Origin of the sequence: Reyranella sp. (assembly GCF_004297265.1) — a bacterium.
Classification (GTDB): domain Bacteria; phylum Pseudomonadota; class Alphaproteobacteria; order Reyranellales; family Reyranellaceae; genus Reyranella.
In genome coordinates, this window is record NZ_SCUT01000040.1 from 165,661 (window position 1) to 182,606 (window position 16,946).

18 protein-coding genes are annotated in these 16,946 nt (G+C 66.1%); 4 read left to right on the forward strand and 14 right to left on the reverse strand.

All coding sequences use genetic code 11. The annotated features are described in order from the left end of the window. Positions 1-2: 2 nt before the first annotated feature. The 6 genes from prpF to EPO41_RS17780 form a co-directional block, all read right to left on the reverse strand. Positions 3-1,172: a 2-methylaconitate cis-trans isomerase PrpF gene (gene prpF / locus EPO41_RS17755; protein ID WP_296327592.1), complete on the reverse strand. Its 1,170-nt coding sequence runs from the start codon at positions 1,170-1,172 to the stop codon at positions 3-5. 20 nt (positions 1,173-1,192) lie between these two features. Next, the gene (locus EPO41_RS17760) at positions 1,193-2,881 is read right to left on the reverse strand and encodes a putative 2-aminoethylphosphonate ABC transporter permease subunit (RefSeq protein WP_296327595.1); all 1,689 of its coding nucleotides are present in this window, start codon (positions 2,879-2,881) and stop codon (positions 1,193-1,195) included. A gap of 13 nt (positions 2,882-2,894) precedes the next feature. Further along, a complete protein-coding gene (locus EPO41_RS17765) occupies positions 2,895-3,962 on the reverse strand; it encodes a putative 2-aminoethylphosphonate ABC transporter ATP-binding protein (protein ID WP_296327598.1) in 1,068 nt (355 codons plus the stop codon). Between the two features lie 83 nt (positions 3,963-4,045). Continuing rightward, positions 4,046-5,092, reverse strand: coding sequence for a putative 2-aminoethylphosphonate ABC transporter substrate-binding protein (locus EPO41_RS17770; protein WP_296327600.1), 1,047 nt, complete (start codon positions 5,090-5,092; stop codon positions 4,046-4,048). A 105-nt stretch (positions 5,093-5,197) separates the two neighbouring features. Then, on the reverse strand, positions 5,198-5,668 hold the full coding sequence (locus EPO41_RS17775; protein ID WP_296327602.1) for a MarR family transcriptional regulator: 471 nt from the start codon (positions 5,666-5,668) through the stop codon (positions 5,198-5,200). 9 nt (positions 5,669-5,677) lie between these two features. After that, positions 5,678-6,493, reverse strand: coding sequence for an isocitrate lyase/phosphoenolpyruvate mutase family protein (locus EPO41_RS17780; protein ID WP_296327605.1), 816 nt, complete (start codon positions 6,491-6,493; stop codon positions 5,678-5,680). A 39-nt stretch (positions 6,494-6,532) separates the two neighbouring features. Between EPO41_RS17780 and EPO41_RS17785 the strand changes: the two genes are divergently transcribed. Continuing rightward, entirely contained in the window at positions 6,533-7,306 is a 774-nt protein-coding gene (locus EPO41_RS17785; protein WP_296327607.1) for a hydratase, read from the forward strand. A gap of 63 nt (positions 7,307-7,369) precedes the next feature. Here the strand turns inward: EPO41_RS17785 and EPO41_RS17790 are convergent, their stop codons facing one another. From EPO41_RS17790 to EPO41_RS17800, 3 genes are read right to left on the reverse strand one after another with little or no spacing between them, the layout of a single operon-like run. After that, entirely contained in the window at positions 7,370-7,840 is a 471-nt protein-coding gene (locus EPO41_RS17790; RefSeq protein ID WP_296327610.1) for a hypothetical protein, read from the reverse strand. 36 nt (positions 7,841-7,876) lie between these two features. Next, positions 7,877-9,361, reverse strand: a complete 1,485-nt coding sequence (locus tag EPO41_RS17795; protein ID WP_296327612.1) for an NAD(P)/FAD-dependent oxidoreductase — start codon at positions 9,359-9,361, stop codon at positions 7,877-7,879. Positions 9,362-9,413: 52 nt separating this feature from the next. Then, positions 9,414-9,785 carry a RidA family protein gene (locus EPO41_RS17800; RefSeq protein WP_296327614.1) on the reverse strand — a complete coding sequence of 124 codons (372 nt, stop codon included), beginning with the start codon at positions 9,783-9,785 and terminating at the stop codon, positions 9,414-9,416. A 114-nt stretch (positions 9,786-9,899) separates the two neighbouring features. Here EPO41_RS17800 and EPO41_RS17805 point away from each other — a divergent pair, with 114 nt between their 5' ends. Further along, entirely contained in the window at positions 9,900-10,280 is a 381-nt protein-coding gene (locus EPO41_RS17805) for a rhodanese-like domain-containing protein (protein ID WP_296327616.1), read from the forward strand. Positions 10,281-10,283: 3 nt separating this feature from the next. Here the strand turns inward: EPO41_RS17805 and EPO41_RS17810 are convergent, their stop codons facing one another. Both EPO41_RS17810 and EPO41_RS17815 read right to left on the reverse strand, forming a co-directional pair. Next, a complete protein-coding gene (locus EPO41_RS17810; RefSeq protein ID WP_296327617.1) occupies positions 10,284-10,913 on the reverse strand; it encodes a hypothetical protein in 630 nt (209 codons plus the stop codon). 9 nt (positions 10,914-10,922) lie between these two features. Beyond that, a complete protein-coding gene (locus EPO41_RS17815) occupies positions 10,923-11,747 on the reverse strand; it encodes an isocitrate lyase/phosphoenolpyruvate mutase family protein (RefSeq protein WP_296327619.1) in 825 nt (274 codons plus the stop codon). Here EPO41_RS17815 and EPO41_RS17820 point away from each other — a divergent pair. After that, positions 11,700-12,077, forward strand: a complete 378-nt coding sequence (locus EPO41_RS17820) for a DUF2950 family protein (RefSeq protein WP_296327622.1) — start codon at positions 11,700-11,702, stop codon at positions 12,075-12,077. The two genes, EPO41_RS17815 and EPO41_RS17820, sit on opposite strands and share 48 nt — an antisense overlap. 9 nt (positions 12,078-12,086) lie before the next feature. Here EPO41_RS17820 and phnY read toward each other — a convergent pair whose 3' ends face one another. The 3 genes from phnY to EPO41_RS17835 are packed head-to-tail and all read right to left on the reverse strand — an operon-like array spanning position 12,087 to position 15,982. Continuing rightward, entirely contained in the window at positions 12,087-13,553 is a 1,467-nt protein-coding gene (gene phnY, locus EPO41_RS17825) for a phosphonoacetaldehyde dehydrogenase (protein WP_296327625.1), read from the reverse strand. A 9-nt stretch (positions 13,554-13,562) separates the two neighbouring features. After that, positions 13,563-14,819, reverse strand: a complete 1,257-nt coding sequence (phnA, locus tag EPO41_RS17830; RefSeq protein WP_296327626.1) for a phosphonoacetate hydrolase — start codon at positions 14,817-14,819, stop codon at positions 13,563-13,565. A gap of 11 nt (positions 14,820-14,830) precedes the next feature. Then, a complete protein-coding gene (locus EPO41_RS17835; RefSeq protein WP_296327629.1) occupies positions 14,831-15,982 on the reverse strand; it encodes a 2-aminoethylphosphonate--pyruvate transaminase in 1,152 nt (383 codons plus the stop codon). A gap of 73 nt (positions 15,983-16,055) precedes the next feature. Here EPO41_RS17835 and EPO41_RS17840 point away from each other — a divergent pair, with 73 nt between their 5' ends. Continuing rightward, entirely contained in the window at positions 16,056-16,922 is an 867-nt protein-coding gene (locus tag EPO41_RS17840) for a LysR substrate-binding domain-containing protein (protein ID WP_296327631.1), read from the forward strand. The last annotated feature ends 24 nt before the right edge of the window (positions 16,923-16,946 follow it).

The following is a 16,946-nucleotide window of genomic DNA, read 5'->3' on the forward strand; positions in this document are numbered from 1 at the left end:
GATCAGTCGCCCCGCACCCGCACCCACCCCTCCATCAGGCGGCGGGCGGAGCGGCTCATCATGACTTTGGCGACGGTCCACTGACCGCCCTCCTCGCGGGCTTCGGCGCCGACGTTGAGGGTGCCCGAGGGATGGCCGAAGCGGATGCGGCCGTCGGCTCCGACAGGAGCCACGCGGCTCACGATCGTGCCGGGGATCGCCGCGGCCGCCGCGATGGCGACGGCGCCGGTGCCGGTCATAGCGTGGTGCAGGACACCCATCGAGAAGATGCGGGCCAGCAGGTCGATGGCGTTCGCCTCGATGCGCTTGCCGTCGGAAGCCGTGTAGGCGGCGGGCTTGGCCACGAAGGCGAGCTTGGGCGTGTGCGGGCGCTTCTCGGTCGCTTCCTGCGGCGTGGCGACGAGACCCATCGCGACGGCGCCGAGCGCGCGAACGGCCTCGACGCGCTTCAGCAGGTCCTTGTCGCCGTTAATGCCGCCCTGCAGTTCCGTGCCATGGAGGCCAAGGCTCGCCGCACCGACGAAGATCGTCGGATTGCCGGCATTGATCAGCGTCGCCTCCAGCGTGCCGACGCCCGGCACATCGAGCACGTCGATGCGATTGCCGGTCGGGAACATCGCGCTACCGCCCGCGCCGTCGGCGCCCTCCTCGTCGGCGGCAGGATCGAGGAACTCGACCTTCACCTCGGCCGCGGGAAAGGCCACGCCGTCCAGCTCGAAGTCGCCCAGCTCCTGCACCTCGCCGCCCTGCATCGGCACGTGGTTCACGATGACCTTCTCGATATTGGCCTGCCAGATCCGCACCGTCGCGATGCCGTCGGCCGGCCCCTCGACCAGGCCCATGCCCAGCGCGCAGGCACCGACGGCGGCGCTCAGGTTGCCGCAATTGCCCGACCAGTCGATGACCGGCGCATCGATCGCCACCTGGCCGAAGCGATAGTCGACGTCGCAGCCCTCGCGCTCCGACTTCGACAGGATCACGACCTTGCTTGTGCTGGAGGTCGCGCCCCCCATGCCGTCGGTATGCTTGCCGTAGCGGTCCGGACTGCCGATCACGCGCAGCAGCAGCCGGTCGCGCGCCGCGGGATCGGACGGCAGGTCGTGGGCCAGGAAGAACACGCCCTTGCTGGTGCCGCCGCGCATGTAGACGGCGGGAATGCGAAGCTGATTCATGGCGCGATGTTCGCGCGGAATCAGCGTCGCCGCCAGACCTGCAGGCGGGCGAAGAGGAAGCGGTCGGCGACCAGGTGGGCGGCCTTGACCGCGGCCGAGGTCAGCACGATCACGACGCAGAGCGCCGCCGCGGCAGCGGTCGTGCCCGCCTCCTCGATGTTCACGGCGGCCACGGAGGCGAGCTTGGTGTCGGGGGCGTAGAGGAAGATCACCGACGAGACGGTCGTCATGGCGTTCACGAACAGGTAGATCGCGATGTCGAGGATCGCCGGCAGGCAGATCGGCGCCGTCACCCGCACGAACGTCTTCCAGATCGGCACCTTGAGCGAGGCCGAGACCGCCTCGAATTCCGGATCGATCTGTTTCAGCGCCGTCGTCGCCGTGAGGTGGCCCACCGTGTAGAAGTGCGCCACCGTGTTCAGCACCAGGATGCCCATGGTGGCGTAGAGGAAGTTGAGCGGATTGTTGGGCGCGTTGAAGAAGAAGATGTAGCCCAGGCCCAGCACCAGGCCCGGCACCGCCATCGGCAGGAAGGCCAGGAACTGCACGACGCCGCGCATCGCGCCGAAGCCACGCGTCTTCTCGTTCAGCCAGGCGCCCGTGAACATCAGCACCGTGCCGAACACCGCGGCGCCCAGCGCCATGCGCACCGAGTTCCAGTAGGACTCCCAGCCGTTGGCATCGAACCTGGCGAAGTCGTAATTGTCGAGGGTGAGGCTGAGATTGTAGGGCCAATACTTGATCAGCGAGCCCCAGATCGCCATGCCGAGGATGGTGAGGATGGCCGCCGACACCGCCGCGCAGAACAGGGTGAAAAAGAGGTCGCGGCCCAGCTTCGGCCGCGGCACCAGCGGCACCGCCCGCGCGGTGAGCAGCGCCACCTGCTTGCGCTGCACCAGCCGGTCGACCAGGAAGGCAAGCGCGGCCGGCGCCAGCAGCACCATGCCGACCACCGCGCCCATCGAGAAGTCCTGCTGGCCGATCACCTTCTTGTAGACGTCGGTCGCCAGCACGTTGAAGTTGCCGCCGATCACCTTGGCGATGCCGAAATCGGTCATCACCAGGGTGAACACGACCAGCGCGGCGCTGATCAGGCCGTACTTGGCGCCAGGCAAAGTGACCGTGAAGAACACGCGGCGCTTGGAGGCGCCCAGCACGTCCGCCGCCTCGTAAAGGCGGGCGTCGGAAGTGGCGAGCGCGGTCGTCAGAATAAGCGTCGCGTGCGGAAAACAGTAGAAGACCTGGGCGATCACGATGCCGTCGATCCCGTAGATCGAGCCGCTGCCCAGCAACGCCTTGAAGAAGCCCTGCGTGCCGAACAGGTAGATCAGCGCGAGGCCCGGCAGCAGCGACGGCGCGAAGATCGGGATCAGCGAGATGCCCTGGAACAGCCAGCGCATCGGCAGGACCGTGCGCGTCAGCGCGTAGGCGTAGAGGAAGGCCAGCGGCACGACGATCACGGTCGTGATCGACGCCACCTGCAGGCTGTTCAGCGCCGACTGGAACAGCGCCGGCGTCGAGAAGTACGAGACGTAGTTGGCGAGGCCGATGAACTTGCCGTCGCGGTCCTCGAAGCCCTTGGCGAGCAGCGACCACAGCGGCAAGCCCAGCATGACCAGGAGCACGCCCGCCAGCAGCACGACACCGCCGCGCATCATCAGGTCGTCGCGCGACATGCCGGGCTTCACGGCCGGGGCGGCCAGACTCACGAGTGAGCTCCCCTCACGCGAAGATCCTGACCCGGTCGGGCGGCAGAGCAATGTCGAGCTTCGTGCCGATGTCGACGCCGAGGTCGCGGATCAGGTTGCTGGAGAAGTCGGCGGTCACGGAGACGTCGGAGGTCGCCCTCGCCTTCAGCGTCGCGCGGCAGAAGGCGCCGACGAAATCCAGCTCCGCCACCTCGACGGGCACGCGGTTGGCGATGTCGGCCGGCAGGTCGCGCACGCGCACGTCCTCGGGCCGGATGCAGAGGCTCACCTTCTGGCCGGGCGCCAGCCCGTCCTGCACCGGGCAGGCGAAATCGACGCCAGCCACCCGCACCCTGTCCGGCGCCATCAGGGTCCCGGCGAGGAAGTTCATCGAGCCCACGAAGTCGGCCACGAAGGCCGTCGCGGGCCGGCGGTAGATCTCCTGCGGCGTGCCGACCTGCTCGATGGCGCCGTGGTTCATGACCACGATGCGGTCGGCCATGGTCAGCGCCTCTTCCTGGTCGTGCGTCACCATGATGGTGGTGACGCCCAGCGTCCGCTGCAGCGCCTTGATCTCGTGGCGGAGCCTCAGCCGCACCCGCGCGTCGAGGGCCGACAGCGGCTCGTCGAGCAGCAGCAGCCCCGGCGAGGTCGCGAGCGCGCGGGCCAGCGCCACCCTCTGCTGCTGGCCGCCCGAGAGCTGGGCGGGATATTTCGGACCGGCGTCGGGCAGGCCGACCAGCACCAGCAGCTCGGCGACGCGCCTGGCGATCGCACCCTTGTTCTGTCGCCGGTTCACCAGCCCGTAGCCGACATTGTCGGCGACGCTGAGGTTGGGAAACAGCGCATAGGACTGGAAGACGATGCCGAAGTCGCGCTGCGCCGGCGGCAGCGCCGACACGTCCCGCCCCTTCTGGCGGATCGTGCCGGAGGTCTGCGGATCGAGCCCGGCAATGGCCCGCAAGAGGGTAGTCTTTCCGCAGCCCGAGGGGCCGAGGAAGCAGACGAACTCGCCTTCGATGACGTCGAGCGAGACGTCGCCGAGAGCGGTGAAGGTGCCGAACTGCTTCGAGAGGCTGCGAACTTCGAGATAATTGGCCATGGCAATCACTGTCATCCTGAGGGAAGCGAAGGATCCTTCGGCTCCGCCTCAGGATGACAACAAGGCATCGATGCCTCGCGGCCTCATTTAGCCTTTGGTGCGGACTTGCCGTCGTAGCGCTTCGTCCACTCCGCCAGAATGCGGTCGCGGTTCTTGGCCATCCACTCGACGTCGTTCTTCACCATCACCTTCTCGAGGTTCGGCGGATAGTTCGGCGGTGTGTTGGCGACGCCCGGATAGGCGACGATCGGATAGGTCTTGGCGTAAAGCTCGTTGGCCTTCTTGGTGACGGCCCAGTCGGCGAGCTTCTTGGCGGCGTCGAGGTTCTTGGTGCCCTTGACGATCGCGGTGACCTCGAGTTCCCAGCCCAGGCCCTCCTTCGGGATCACCAGTTCGAGCGGCGCGCCCTTGGTCTTCTCCGAGGCGCCGCGGGTATCGAGGCCGATGCCGATCAGGCGTTCGCCCTTGGCGGCCTGCACGCAGGGCGCGGAGCCCGAGTGGATGTACTGCGCGATGTTCTGGTGGAGGGCGTCCATGTACTTCCAGCCCGCTTCCTCGCCCATGATCTGCAGCCAGGCCGCGATGGTGAGGTAGCCGGTGCCCGACGAGGCCGGGTTCGGCATCACGATCGAGTCCTTGTATTCCGGCTTGATCAGGTCGGCCCAGCTCGTCGGAACCGGCTTGTTGCCCTTCTTGCCTTCCGCCGTGTTGAAGCAGACCAGCGAGAGATAGGCGTCCATGCCCACCCAGGTCTGGGGCGACTTGCCGCTCAGGAACATCGGGTTGAGCGCGGTCGAACCGGCCGGCGTGTAGGGCTCGAGCATGCCCATCGAGGCCATCAGGCCCACGTTGGAGGCGGCGAGGCCCCAGATGATGTCGGCGCGGGGATTGTCCTTCTCGGCCATCAGCTTGGCGGCAACGACACCCGTCGAATCGCGAACCCAGGCGATCTCGATCGTGGGATTGTCGGCCTCGAAGGCCTTCTTGAACGGGTCGAGCTGGTCGTTCTCCAGCGCGGTATAGACGGTGAGCCTGGTCTTCTGAGCGAAGGCCGGCGACGCCAGGCCGAACACGGCAAGTGCGGCGGCGCCCGCCAAGGTGGCGCGCCTCAAGATGGTGCGATCAATCATTTCGTTAGTCCCCCTAAGTCTTCCAGCCCCTGTCGAACGCCTGCTGCTACAGGCCGTTCATGACCTTTATGTTACACTTCCCGCATACGCGTGCACGCGGCCTTCTCAACCTTCCCCAGACAATTTATTGCCGACGGCAACCAGCCATCGCCGGACGACCTGCTCCTCGTCCCGCCCGAGCAGTCCCGAAAGCCGCCCCTCGATCTCCATGACCCGCGCCCGGCAGCGCTTCAGCAGCGCCTCACCCCGGGCCGTCGCATGGAGCCTCAGGATGCGGCCGTGCACGGCATCGGCCGACTTCCCCACCAGTTCCGCCCTGACCAGATTGCGGACGATCACATTGATCGTCTGCGGCGTCAGGAAGGTGAGCCTAGCAAGCTCCGCGCCAGAGATGCCGGGATAGTTCACGACCATGGTCAGCACGGCGAACTGCGGCGGCGTGACGTCGAGATCCGCCAGCGCCTTCTCCATCGCCCCGCGCACCGCCGCATGGGCCTGCCGGACCAGGTAACCCAGATGTCCTTCCGGGCCACGCTTGCCCTCCCCCGGGCGTGGGATCGTGCTCTTGCGAGTCATGTCAGCCGCCTAGTGGCGAAAAACCTTCTTCAGCTCGCTGGTCGGCATCGTGTCGCGCATCCACTGGAAGCTGCCGGCTTTCATATCGTTGGCGCCCTTCATGAAGGCCGCCAGCGCCAGTCGGGACAGCGCGCCGCCGACGCTGATCCGCTTCACGCCGGTGGCCGCGATCTGCTCGGCCGTCAGGTCGGGATCGCCCGCACTCATCACCACGTTCAGTGGCTTCCCCAGCTCCGACGCCACGGTCCGCATCGTCGCGAGGTCGTGGAGGCCCGGCGCATAGAGCACGTCGGCGCCGGCCTTCTCGAAGGCCTGCAGGCGCCGGATCGTGTCGTCGAGGTCCTTCACGCCGCGGATCAGGTTCTCCGCCCGCGCGGTGAAGGTGAAGGGCACGTCGAGCGACCGCGCCATCTCGGCACCGGCCGCCACGCGCTCCACGGCGTGGCTGAAGTCGTAGATCTTCTCGCCGCTCCAGTCCTCGATCGAGCCACCCACGATGCCGACGGCGGCCGCGTCGCGCAGGATGGTGGCGGCTTCCCTGGGATCGTCGGCATAGCCGTTCTCCAGATCGGCGTTCACCGGGAGGTCGGTGGCGCTCGCGATCACGCGGCAGTTCTCGATCAGCTCCTCGCGGCTCACCGCATTGTCGCCGTCGACGCGGCCCAGCGCGTTCGACATGCCGAGGCTGGTCGTGGCCAGCGCCTCGAAGCCCAGCGACTGCAACAGCTTGGCCGTGCCCGCGTCCCAGGGATTGGGGAGAAGCAGCAGGCCGGGCCGCTCGTGCAGCTCGCGAAACACCCGTCCCTTTTCCGCCTGCGTGCGCATCTCGACTCCTCCGCTTTCTGCTAAGGAACACCGATGGACATGACAGCGCAACGGGAACTCGCCCGCCTCCTCGCCTCCCTGCGCCGCGATCGGCGCAGCCAGAGCGGCCTCGCCCCGCATCTCGTGCCACCGGACAAGGCCACGGCCTACCGGATCGCCGGCATGGTCGCCGAGGAACTGGGCTGGCCGGTGCGGGGCTGGAAGATCGCGGCGATGAAGGAGGAGATGCAACAGGCGCTGCGGACCGACTCGCCGATCTACGGCCGCGTCTACTTCGTGACGGAGACACCGTACAGCGCCGCGCTTGCAAAGCTTGCAAGCCCGATCCCCGAGGTGGAGTACCAGGCGAAGCTCGGCTGCGACCTGCCGCCGCGAGAGAAGCCGTACACAGTGGAGGAAGTGACCGACGCGGTCGCCTCGCTTCATCCCGGGCTCGAGCTGGCGGAGTGCCGTTTCATCCACGACGCGGCCTTCCCGCCGCTGCCGGCCATCCTGGCCGACGGCGCCGGCTCCGGCACGATCGTCTACGGCCCCGCCATCGCGGACTGGCGGAACCGCGACGTCCCGGGCCAGGAAGCCACGCTCTCGTCCAACGGCCGCCTGCGCCGCAAGGGAACGGCGGCGGCCGCGCTCGACCATCCGATGGTCCCGCTCACCTGGCTCGCCAACGAACTGTCGCGCACCGGCGTCGGCCTGAAGGAAGGCCAGATGGTCAGCACCGGCACCCTCACCGGCATGCTCGGGCCCAAATCAGGGGAGACCTACGTGGCCGATTTCGGCCCGTTCGGCTCGGTTACGGTCGCAATCACCTGAAGATGCCCGACAACCGCTTTAGGATCTTTTGGTGAGGAATCCTCGGCCATCCACCCGGAAGGCCTAGTGCAGTCGGGGCGGCCACGGCCATCGGTAGACGTCCTTCTTGACCACCCGCCCCTCTGCAAAACAAAGGAGCAGGACGTCCTTATGCCGGTCGATATAGCGGTCATACAGTTCGCAGGTATGGATCGGGTGCCCCAATGCTGACGTCACCTGCTCTGCCGAGAGGCCTAAGGGCAGCTCAGGCAAATCCATCTTTATATGGTCTGCCTTCTTACCGGACCCGCCTGCCCCACTGACGGTTCGCCCATTCTCGAAGTCGACGTACAGTTCGTAATCTGTGCGATCAAATACCCATCGCGAGACATTGCGTGCGCCGATTTCGCTCTCGCTCATGGCTTTCCGTGCATCCTCCTCCGTGTCGCCAGCTTGTATTTTGTCGAATGCGTCCAAAGGTTCGGCGCCAAGGCTCGCGGTGCCGATGGCCGCGGCACTCGCCGCCAGGACGAACTTGAATCGCCACCTTCTCATGCGATCACCGCTGACGCCGATCGCCGTGACAAGAGATCAACGCGAGAACACCATCGCCTTGTCGCGCAGCGACCCGTGGCGCAGCGTGATCAGGTCGAGCACGTAGTTCTGGTAGAGCTTCCACGGCCGCTTGCTGCCCTGCTTGGGCTGGTGCGGCAGGGCGCGCTGGATGTAGCCGGACGAGAAATTGACCCACGGCTCTTCTGTCAGCGTCGGGTCGCTGTTGTGCGGTGTCGCCTGCCTGAAGCCCTTGCGGTCCATGTAGTTCAGCAGGCGGCAAACATATTCGCAGACCAGGTCGGCCTTCAGCGTCCACGAGGCGTTGGTATAACCGAACACCGCGGCGAGGTTGGGCACGTCGGAATACATCATGCCCTTGTAGATCATGGTGTCCGAAGGCTTGACCGGCTTGCCGTCGACCACCAGCTTCGCGCCGCCCAGCGGCTGCACGACCAGGCCGGTCGCCGTCACCACCACGTCGGCTTCGAGTTCGGTACCCGACTTCAGCTTGATGCCCTTCTCCGTGAAGGTCTCGATCGTGTCGGTCACGACCGATGCCTTCTTCTTGCGGATGGCACGGAAGAGATCGGCGTCCGGCACCAGGCAGAGCCGCTGATCCCAGGGATTGTATTTCGGCGTGAAGTGCGTGGCGACGTCATAGTCCGGCCCCAGCATCTGGCGCACGCCGCCCAGGATCAGGCTCTTCACCTTCTCCGGCTTGCGCTTGCACATCTGGTAGAAATACATGCCCATCAGCACGTTTTTCCAGCGCGTCGCCATGTAGGCGAGCTTGAGCGGCAGCCGGCGCCGCATCTTGTTGGCAAACGGGTCCTGCGCCGGGCGCGCCACCACATAGGTCGGCGAGCGCTGCAGCATGGTGACGTGAGCGGCGGTCTCCGCCATCGACGGCACGACCGTAACCGCGGTGGCGCCGCTGCCGATCACCACGACCTTCTTGCCGGCATAGTCGAGATCCTGCGGCCAGTGCTGCGGATGCACGACCCGGCCCTTGAAGTCGGCGATGCCGGGGAACTCCGGGAGGTAGCCGGCCTCATAGCGATAGTAGCCGCTGCACATGCACAGGAAGTTGCAGGAAATGAATACGCGCTCCGGCCCGCGCTCGATTTCGACCGTCCATCTCGCGTCCGGCGTCGACCAGGAGGCGCCAACGACGCGATGGCCGTAGCGAATGTGGCGATCGATACCGTGATCGCTCGCGACCTCGCGGATGTAGCTCAGGATCGACGGCCCGTCGGCGATCGCCTTGGCATCCTTCCATGGCCGGAAACGATAGCCCAGCGTGTACATGTCGGAGTCCGAGCGGACACCGGGATAGCGGAACAGGTCCCAGGTGCCGCCGCTGGCGGCGCGCCCTTCGAGGATCGCATAGCGCTTGCCCGGACAGTTCTTCTGCAGATGCCAGGCGGCGCCGATGCCCGAAAGCCCGGCGCCGACGATCAGCACGTCGAAATGTTCAGTTGCTGTGCCGTGCGCCGCTGCCGGCGAGATGATGGTATCCATGTCGACTTCATTGCCGAAAGAATTCCGACTGGCAACTCGCCTTTCCGCAAGCCTACAGCGCCGCGGTGATGATGATCTCGATCAGGTCGCCTTCGGGCATGACGGACTGGACGAAGGAGCGGACCGGGCCGTGGTTGGCCGGCATCCAGGTGGCCCATGCCTCGTCGAAGGCCGGCTTGTTGTCGTGATCGGTCACGACGATCTCGGCCTTCACGATGCGCGTCCGGTCGAGGCCGGCGTCCTTCAGGTAGCCGTCGATGACGCCCAGTGCGCCCAAGGTCTGGACGCGGATGTCCTGCGTGCGGTCCGGCGACGTCGCCACGCCCCACAGAAAGCCGCCGCCGCCCGGCAGCCGGTAGACCGCGACCGAGGATTTGGCCGGTACCCTCGGATTGGGGACGCGCGTGATGTCGCTTCTGCTCATGTTTCAATCACCCTCGAGAACAGTCGCCACTATGCGTCCGGCGCCATCGCCGACCAATGACTTCGACGCGGCCATGTTATGCTCTACCGTCACTCGAACGCGAGGGAGGATGTCATGGCCACCAACGTCAAGCAGATGATCGAAGCAGCCAATGCCGCGGTGCCGCGGGTCACACCGGCAGAGGCCAAGGAGATGATCGCCAGGGGCAACACGCTGGTCGTCGACGTGCGCGACGCGGCCGAGGTTGCCAACAGCGGCAAGGTCGCGGGCGCGGTCCATGTCTCGCGCGGCATGCTGGAATTCCGTGCCGACCCCGAATCGCCCGCGCACGACAAGGCATTCGACAAGAACAAGACGGTGATCGTCTACTGCGCCTCGGGCGGCCGCTCGGCCCTCAGCGGCAAGGTGCTGAAGGATTTCGGGTACGCCAACGTCTTCAACCTCGGCGCCTTCAAGGACTGGGTCGAGAGTGGCGGCGCGGTCGACAAGGCCTGAGGCCTATTTGCCGTCGTCGAACTTGAGCTGCTGGATCGCCGTCATCAACTTGGAGATCTGGGTGCGCTGGGCTTCGTCGAGCGGCTTGTCGTCCGGCAGCGGCTGCAGCAGCAATTCGACATCTTCGAGCTGCTTCACGAGATTGTAGGCCCTGTTGGTCTTCTCCTTCTCCGTGCCGGCAAGCAACGGATAGACCGAGAGATAGAGCGAGGCGAGGCTGCGGTTCTGCAGCTCCGGCGTGACCGGGATCGCACTCTTGAACACGCCGCTCAGTGCCGCTTTCGCGTCGCCCACCGTGGTGGCGCGACGAAGCAGGAAGCTCATGCCGTCCAGCCGATGCTCGATCTCGAAGCGATGGCTGATCAGGTCCGCCCGGTTCTTCTGATCGATCTCATGCTGATGCTGCACCTGCTGCAGGAAGGCCGCGCCGCCGGTGAGGACGACCGAGGACAACAGCCACATGCCCACCGAGCTGTTCAGGAACTCGTAGAGTTTGGAGCCGAATCCCGGCGGAGCCGGAGGGGGCGGCGGCTCGGGCGCGGGCCGGGCGGACTCCTCTTCCAGGGATTTGCGGATCGAATGGCGATAGCGCTCCTCGGCCGCGATGCGCTTCATCTCGTCTTCAGTCAGCATCTCGGCACTCTACTCCTTCATGAACGCATTGAGGTCGCCCGTCGGGATCGCACGGTCGAGATAGCCGAAAGCGCCCTTCTCTTTCACCTCTGTCGCCGCATCGATCAGACCCGTCATGGCGGCGCGATAGAGCGAGGTGGCGAGGCTGATGCGCTTCACGCCCGCAGCCTCGAGCTCGGCCTTGCTGAACGATTTTCCCTTGATGCCGACCATGAAGTTGAAGGGCTTGCGGAGCGCACCGCAAACCTTCTTGACCGACGCCAGGTCGGGCAGGCCCGGCGCGAACAGGACATCGGCACCTGCGGCCTCATAGGCCTGCAGGCGCTTGATCACGTCGCCGAGATCCGGCTTGCCACGCAGGAAGCCTTCGGCGCGCGCCGAAAGGACGAAGGGTACCGGCAGCGAACGCGCCGCCTCGACCGCCGCCTTGATGCGCGCCGTCGCCGTTTCGATGTCGAACAGCGGCTGGTCCGGATTGCCGGTCGCATCCTCGATCGAGCCGCCGACCAGCCCGACGCCTGCTGCCTGCCGGATCGTCTCGGCCGCATCCTCGGGCAGGTCGCCGAAGCCCTTCTCGAGGTCGGCCGCCACCGGCAGGTCGGTCGCGTTCACGATCAGCCGTGCATTCGCCAGGGCCTCTTCGCGCGTCACCTTGCCGTCACGCTTGCCCAGCACGCCCGCCTTGGCTCCACTCGAACTCGCCAGGGCCTCGAAGCCCAGCCCCGCCAGAATCCGTGCCGAACCCGCATCCCAGGGATTGGCGATGACGAATGCGCCCGGCCTCTCATGGAGCACCCGGAACTTACGGGCCTTCTCGGCCTGGCTGACGCTCATGGAACCCTTCCCCTGTTCGACCAATCGGCGGAGTTTGTCTCGCCCGCTCTCTGCAGGGCAATCGAGATTATTTCAACGCTGCCTCTTGTCTCGCCGTTCGGCCGCGGTAGGGCATGCGAATATCTGGTGAAGCGCCGGATGATCGGCGGCTTCGCCATCCTCGCCTGGCCGGTCCGCTACGGCGACACCGGCGTGATGACCTTCATGGTCAACCAGGAAGGCGTCGTATACGAGCGGTATCACGGCCCCGAGACGGCGGCCAAGGCCGCCGCGATCACCGTCTATAATCCGGACAAGAACCGGGACAAGGCCACCATGACGCCGCCGTGACGGCGGTCGCTAGGCCGGCCAGGGCAGCGACCAGGTCTTCACGTTGGTGAAGCTCTTCATCGCCTCGAGCACGCCTTCCTTGTAGCCGAGGCCCGAATCCTTGATGCCGCCGAACGGCGACATCTCGATGCGGTAGCCCGGCACTTCCCAGACGTTCACCGTGCCGACCTGCAGCTCGTCGACGAACTTGGTGATGTAGTCGAGACGGTCGGTGCAGACGCCGGACGACAGGCCGTAGGCCGTGCCGTTCGAAACCCGGATCGCGTGTTCGATGTCCTTCACGCGGATGATCGGGATCGCGGGACCGAACGTCTCCTCACGCACCAGCTCGGCCTGCGGATCGACATGGTCGACCACCGTCGGCGGGAAGAGCGCGCCGCGGCGATCATTACCGTGCAGCAACTTCGCGCCGTGCTTCGCCACCGCTTCGCTCACCCGGTTCTGGAACAGCGTGGCCGCGCGCTCGTGGATCACGGTGCCGACATCGGTCTCGGGATCGAGGGGATCGCCGGCCTTTAGTCTCTTCGCCTTGGCGAGCACCCGCTCGACGAAGGCGTCGGCCACCTTGTCGACGACCAGGATGCGCTTCACGGCGGTGCAGCGCTGGCCCGAATTCTTGGTGGCGCCGGCAACTGCCAGATCGGCCGCCTTGTCGAGGTCGGCATCCTCCATGACGATCAGCGGATCGTTGCCGCCCAGTTCGAGGACGATTCGCTTGTAGCCTGCCTTCTCGGCGATGTACTTGCCGACGCGGACCGAGCCCGTGAAGGTCACGAGATCGGCGCGCGGGTCGACGATCATCGCGTCGCCGATGTCGGACGGATTGCCGGTGATCACCGACAGCATTTCCGGCGGCAGGCCCGCTTCGTAAAGCGTGTCGGCGAGGAACAGCGCCGTGAGCGGCGTCAGTTCGGTCGGCTTCAGCACGACGCAGTTATTGGTCGCAAAGGCCGGCGCCAGCTTGTGCGCCACCATGTTGAGCGGATGGTTGAACGGCGTGATCGCCGAGATGGCGTTCAACGGCTGGCGCAGGGTGAAGATCTTGCGCGACTTGCCGTGCGGGGTGAGGTCGCAGGAAAAGGTTTGCCCGTCGTCCAGCATGCAGAGCTGGCCGGCGAAGGTGAATACGTCGTAGGCGCGGCCGACCTCATAGAGCGAATCCTTGAGGCAGAGGCCCGACTCCAGCGTGATCAGGCGCGACAGCTCTTCCTTGCGCGAGACCAGGAGATCGGCGGTCTTGAGCAGGATCTGCTGGCGCTGATAGCGCGTCAGCCTGGGCTTGTAGTCGTGGGCAATCTGGAAGGCCTCGGCGACCAGCTCGGGCGTGGCGCGCGGCACGGTGCCGACCAGGCGATTGTCCCAGGGGAAGCGCACTTCGAGGCGCGCCTTGGTCTCGACCTTCTTGCCGGCGATGCGGAGATATTCGTGCCGGACGTCAGAGCCGGCCCGTTCGCTCGAACTTGTGATGGTGTCCATGGAACTCTCTCAGGCGACGAGGTTGAGGGCGAGGTCGAAGGCGTCGAAGTTGCGCCAGCGATGCGAACCCGTATCGGCGTTCGCGAGCTTGCGGTTGCACAGCAGCGGCACCCGCTGCTCGGACACGCCGCCATGGCTGCGCAGCGGCTCGGTCAGGCCCGAGAGATCGTGCCGCGAGGCCGAGGTCCCCAGTACCTTGTGCTTGGTCGATACGACGATGAGGTCGCCCAGGCGATCGGCCGGCAGCTCGAATCTCGCCGCGGCCTCTTCCTTGGTGAGCGCCGCCTCGATGCCCGGCATGGCCTTGAGCTTGGCAGCCCACTCCTTCGGGTTGTCGCAATAGACGACGGCGAAGGACCCGAGCGCGCCGTGATGCACCACGTAGGGATCGGTGATCGGCAGGATGACGCGCGCCTTGTCCTTGCCCACCCAGCCGTCGAACAGGTCCTGCAGGTAGATCACGTCCGGCTGGCCATCGCCGCCGAACTTCGCATTCATGCCATGGTCGGCGGTGACGACGATGGTGCAGCCCATGGCGTCGAGCTTGGCCAGATAACCGTCCATCATCGCGTAGAAGGCATTCGCGACCGGCGTGCCGGGCGCGTGCTTGTGCTGGATGTAGTCGGTGGTCGACAGGTACATGATCTGCGGCCGGTCGCGATCCATCAGCTTGACGCCGGCGGCGAACACGAACTCCGAGAGGCCGGCGCTGTAGACGTCGGGCACGCCCATGCCGACCAGCTCGTTCACATGGTCGATTCCGTTGTCGGCCAGAGTCGCCTTGTCGGACTTCTCCGACGAGAAAGAGCAGGCCTTACCGGCACCCAGCTCGAGGCCCTTGCCCAGAAGGCCGCGCAACTTGTCCTTGGCGGTGACGACGGCGATGCGGCAGCCGGCGCGCTGGAAGGCCGGGAACAGCGTCTCCACCCGCAGGAACTTCGGATCGTTCATCATCACTTCCTTGCCCGTCTCCGGATCGAGGAAGTAGTTGCCGCAGATGCCATGGACCGCCGGAGGACGGCCGGTGACGATCGACAGGTTGTTGGGGTTGGTGAAGCTCGGCACCACGCAGTCGCCGATGAGGTTGGTACCCTCCTTCAGGACCTTGCCGAACCACGGCGCCTGGCCGGCCTCGACGGCGCGCTCGATATAGCCCGGCTCCGAGCCGTCGACGCAGACCACGACGACGGGCTGGCGGGGCAGACGATAGGTGCGGCCGTTGACGGAAATGTCGCCGCCGCTGACGTTGATGCTGTCGGGTGCCATGTTTCGTTCCCCTATTCTGCCGCCAGTGCCGGACCGCCGTTGGTGACCCGCATCTCGTCCAGCACCTCGCGGACCGCCGCCAGGGCGCCGCGCATGTGTTCGGCGTTGAGCCGGCCTATGCAGCCCATGCGGAACGAATCCGCGACGGTGAGCTTGCCCGGGTAGATCACGTAGCCGCGGTCCTTGAGCCCGTCATAGAAATCCTGGAAGACGAACTTCGGATCGGTCGGCATGTGGAAGGTGACGATGATCGGCGCCTGCAGGTCGTTCGGCAACAGCGTCCTGAAACCCATGGCGCGCATGCCGTCGATCAGGACCTTGGCATTCTCGCGATAGCGCTTGCCCCGGCCCGCCACGCCGCCCTCGGCCGCGTGTTCCTCGATCGCCTTGCCCAGCGCCACGATGACATGGATCGGCGGCGTGAAACGGTATTGGCCTGTCTTGGCGAAGCCCTCGGCCTGGTCGAACAGGTCGAGCACCAGCGTGGTCGCGTTGCCCTTGCATTCGGCGAGGGCGGCATTGCGGCATACGACGAAGCCGAGGCCCGGCACGCCTTCCAGACACTTGTTTGAGGAGGCCGCGAGCGCGTCATAGTGGACGGTACGGGCATCGATCTCGATCGCGCCGAAGGCCGACATCGAATCGACCAGCAGGCGGCGGCCCTGCTTCCTCACCAGGGCGGCAAGCTCGGCGATGGGATTGAGGATGCCCGAGGTGGTCTCGCAATGGACCGCGAAGACGTGGGTGATCGCCTTGTCGTCAGCAAGAATCTTCTCGAGCTTGGCGAGATCAGGGGGCGTGTCTTCCGGCGTCTCGTAGGTCGCGACGGCGCGCCCGGCAATCTCGGCGATCTTCTTCGCCCGCTGCCCGTAGGCGCCGTTGATGACGACCAGCAGCTTGCCGGTCTTGGGCACGAAGGTCGTGATCATCGCCTCCACGGCGAAAGTGCCTGATCCCTGCACCGGCACGGTGACGTGCGTGCCCTGGCCACCGGCCAGTTCGACGATCTTCTCCAGCACCATCTTGTTGATGGCGATGAATCCCTGATCGCGCGAGCCCCAGTCGTGGACCATGGCCTGCTTCACGCTGGCCGAGGTGGTGAGCGGGCCGGGCGTCAGCAGCAGCGGATCGCCGGTTTCGGAGGCAGCAGGCTTGGTTTTCATGGCGCGGATGATCGGCTCGCTGTGTCTATCCGTCCAGTATATAATCCATATGTTAACTATTGGTTTCTCATATATGACGCCCACCCAGCTCCGCGCCTTCCACCTCGTGGCCGAGGCCGGCTCCTTCTCCGCCGCCGCCCGCGCCTCCGGTCTCAGCCAGCCCAACCTTTCGGGCCAGGTGACGGCCCTGGAGAAGGCCTACGGAGTCCGCCTGTTCGACCGGCGCGGCCGCAGCGTGACGCCGACCGAGACCGGCCGTCAGCTCCACGGCGTTACGACGCGCCTGTTCGCCCTTCAGGACGAAGCGCAGGCCCTGCTCCAGGGCGAACAGGCCCTGACGCGCGGCCATCTCCGCATCGCCGCCGACTCCGCGCACCATGTCGTGCCGATCATGGCCGCGCTGCGCCAAAGGGCCGGCGGGCTCACCTTCGCACTCTCGATCGACAATTCGGCCGTCGTATTGGAGCGCCTGCTGCGCCACGAGGCCGATGTCGCGGTGATGGCCAAGAGCCTCTCCGATCCGCGCCTGCACGCCGTTCGGTTGCGCACCGACCGGCTGGTCCTGTTCGCGCCGGCCAGCCATGCCCTCGGCAAACGCGGCCGCACGCCCCTCTCGGCACTGGCCGGCCAGGAGCTGGTGCTGCGCGAGCGCGGGTCGATCACGCGCGAAGTGCTTGAACAGGCGATGGCAGCCGCCGATATCAGGCCGGCGTCGATCGTCGAGGTGCAGACCCGCGAAGGCGTGCGCGAGGCGGTTGCGGCCGGGTTCGGCGTCGGCGCGGTGTTCGCGAGCGAACTCGGCGAGGATCGCCGTTTCCGCCGCATCACCATCACCGATCAGGATCTGGCGGTCGCGGAATATGCCGTGTGCCTGCAGGAGCGTCGGAGGGTCGCGCTCGTTCGTGCTTTCATGGACGAAGCGACGAAACTTGCGTCGTAACAAAACTGTCAAAAAACTTTCGTC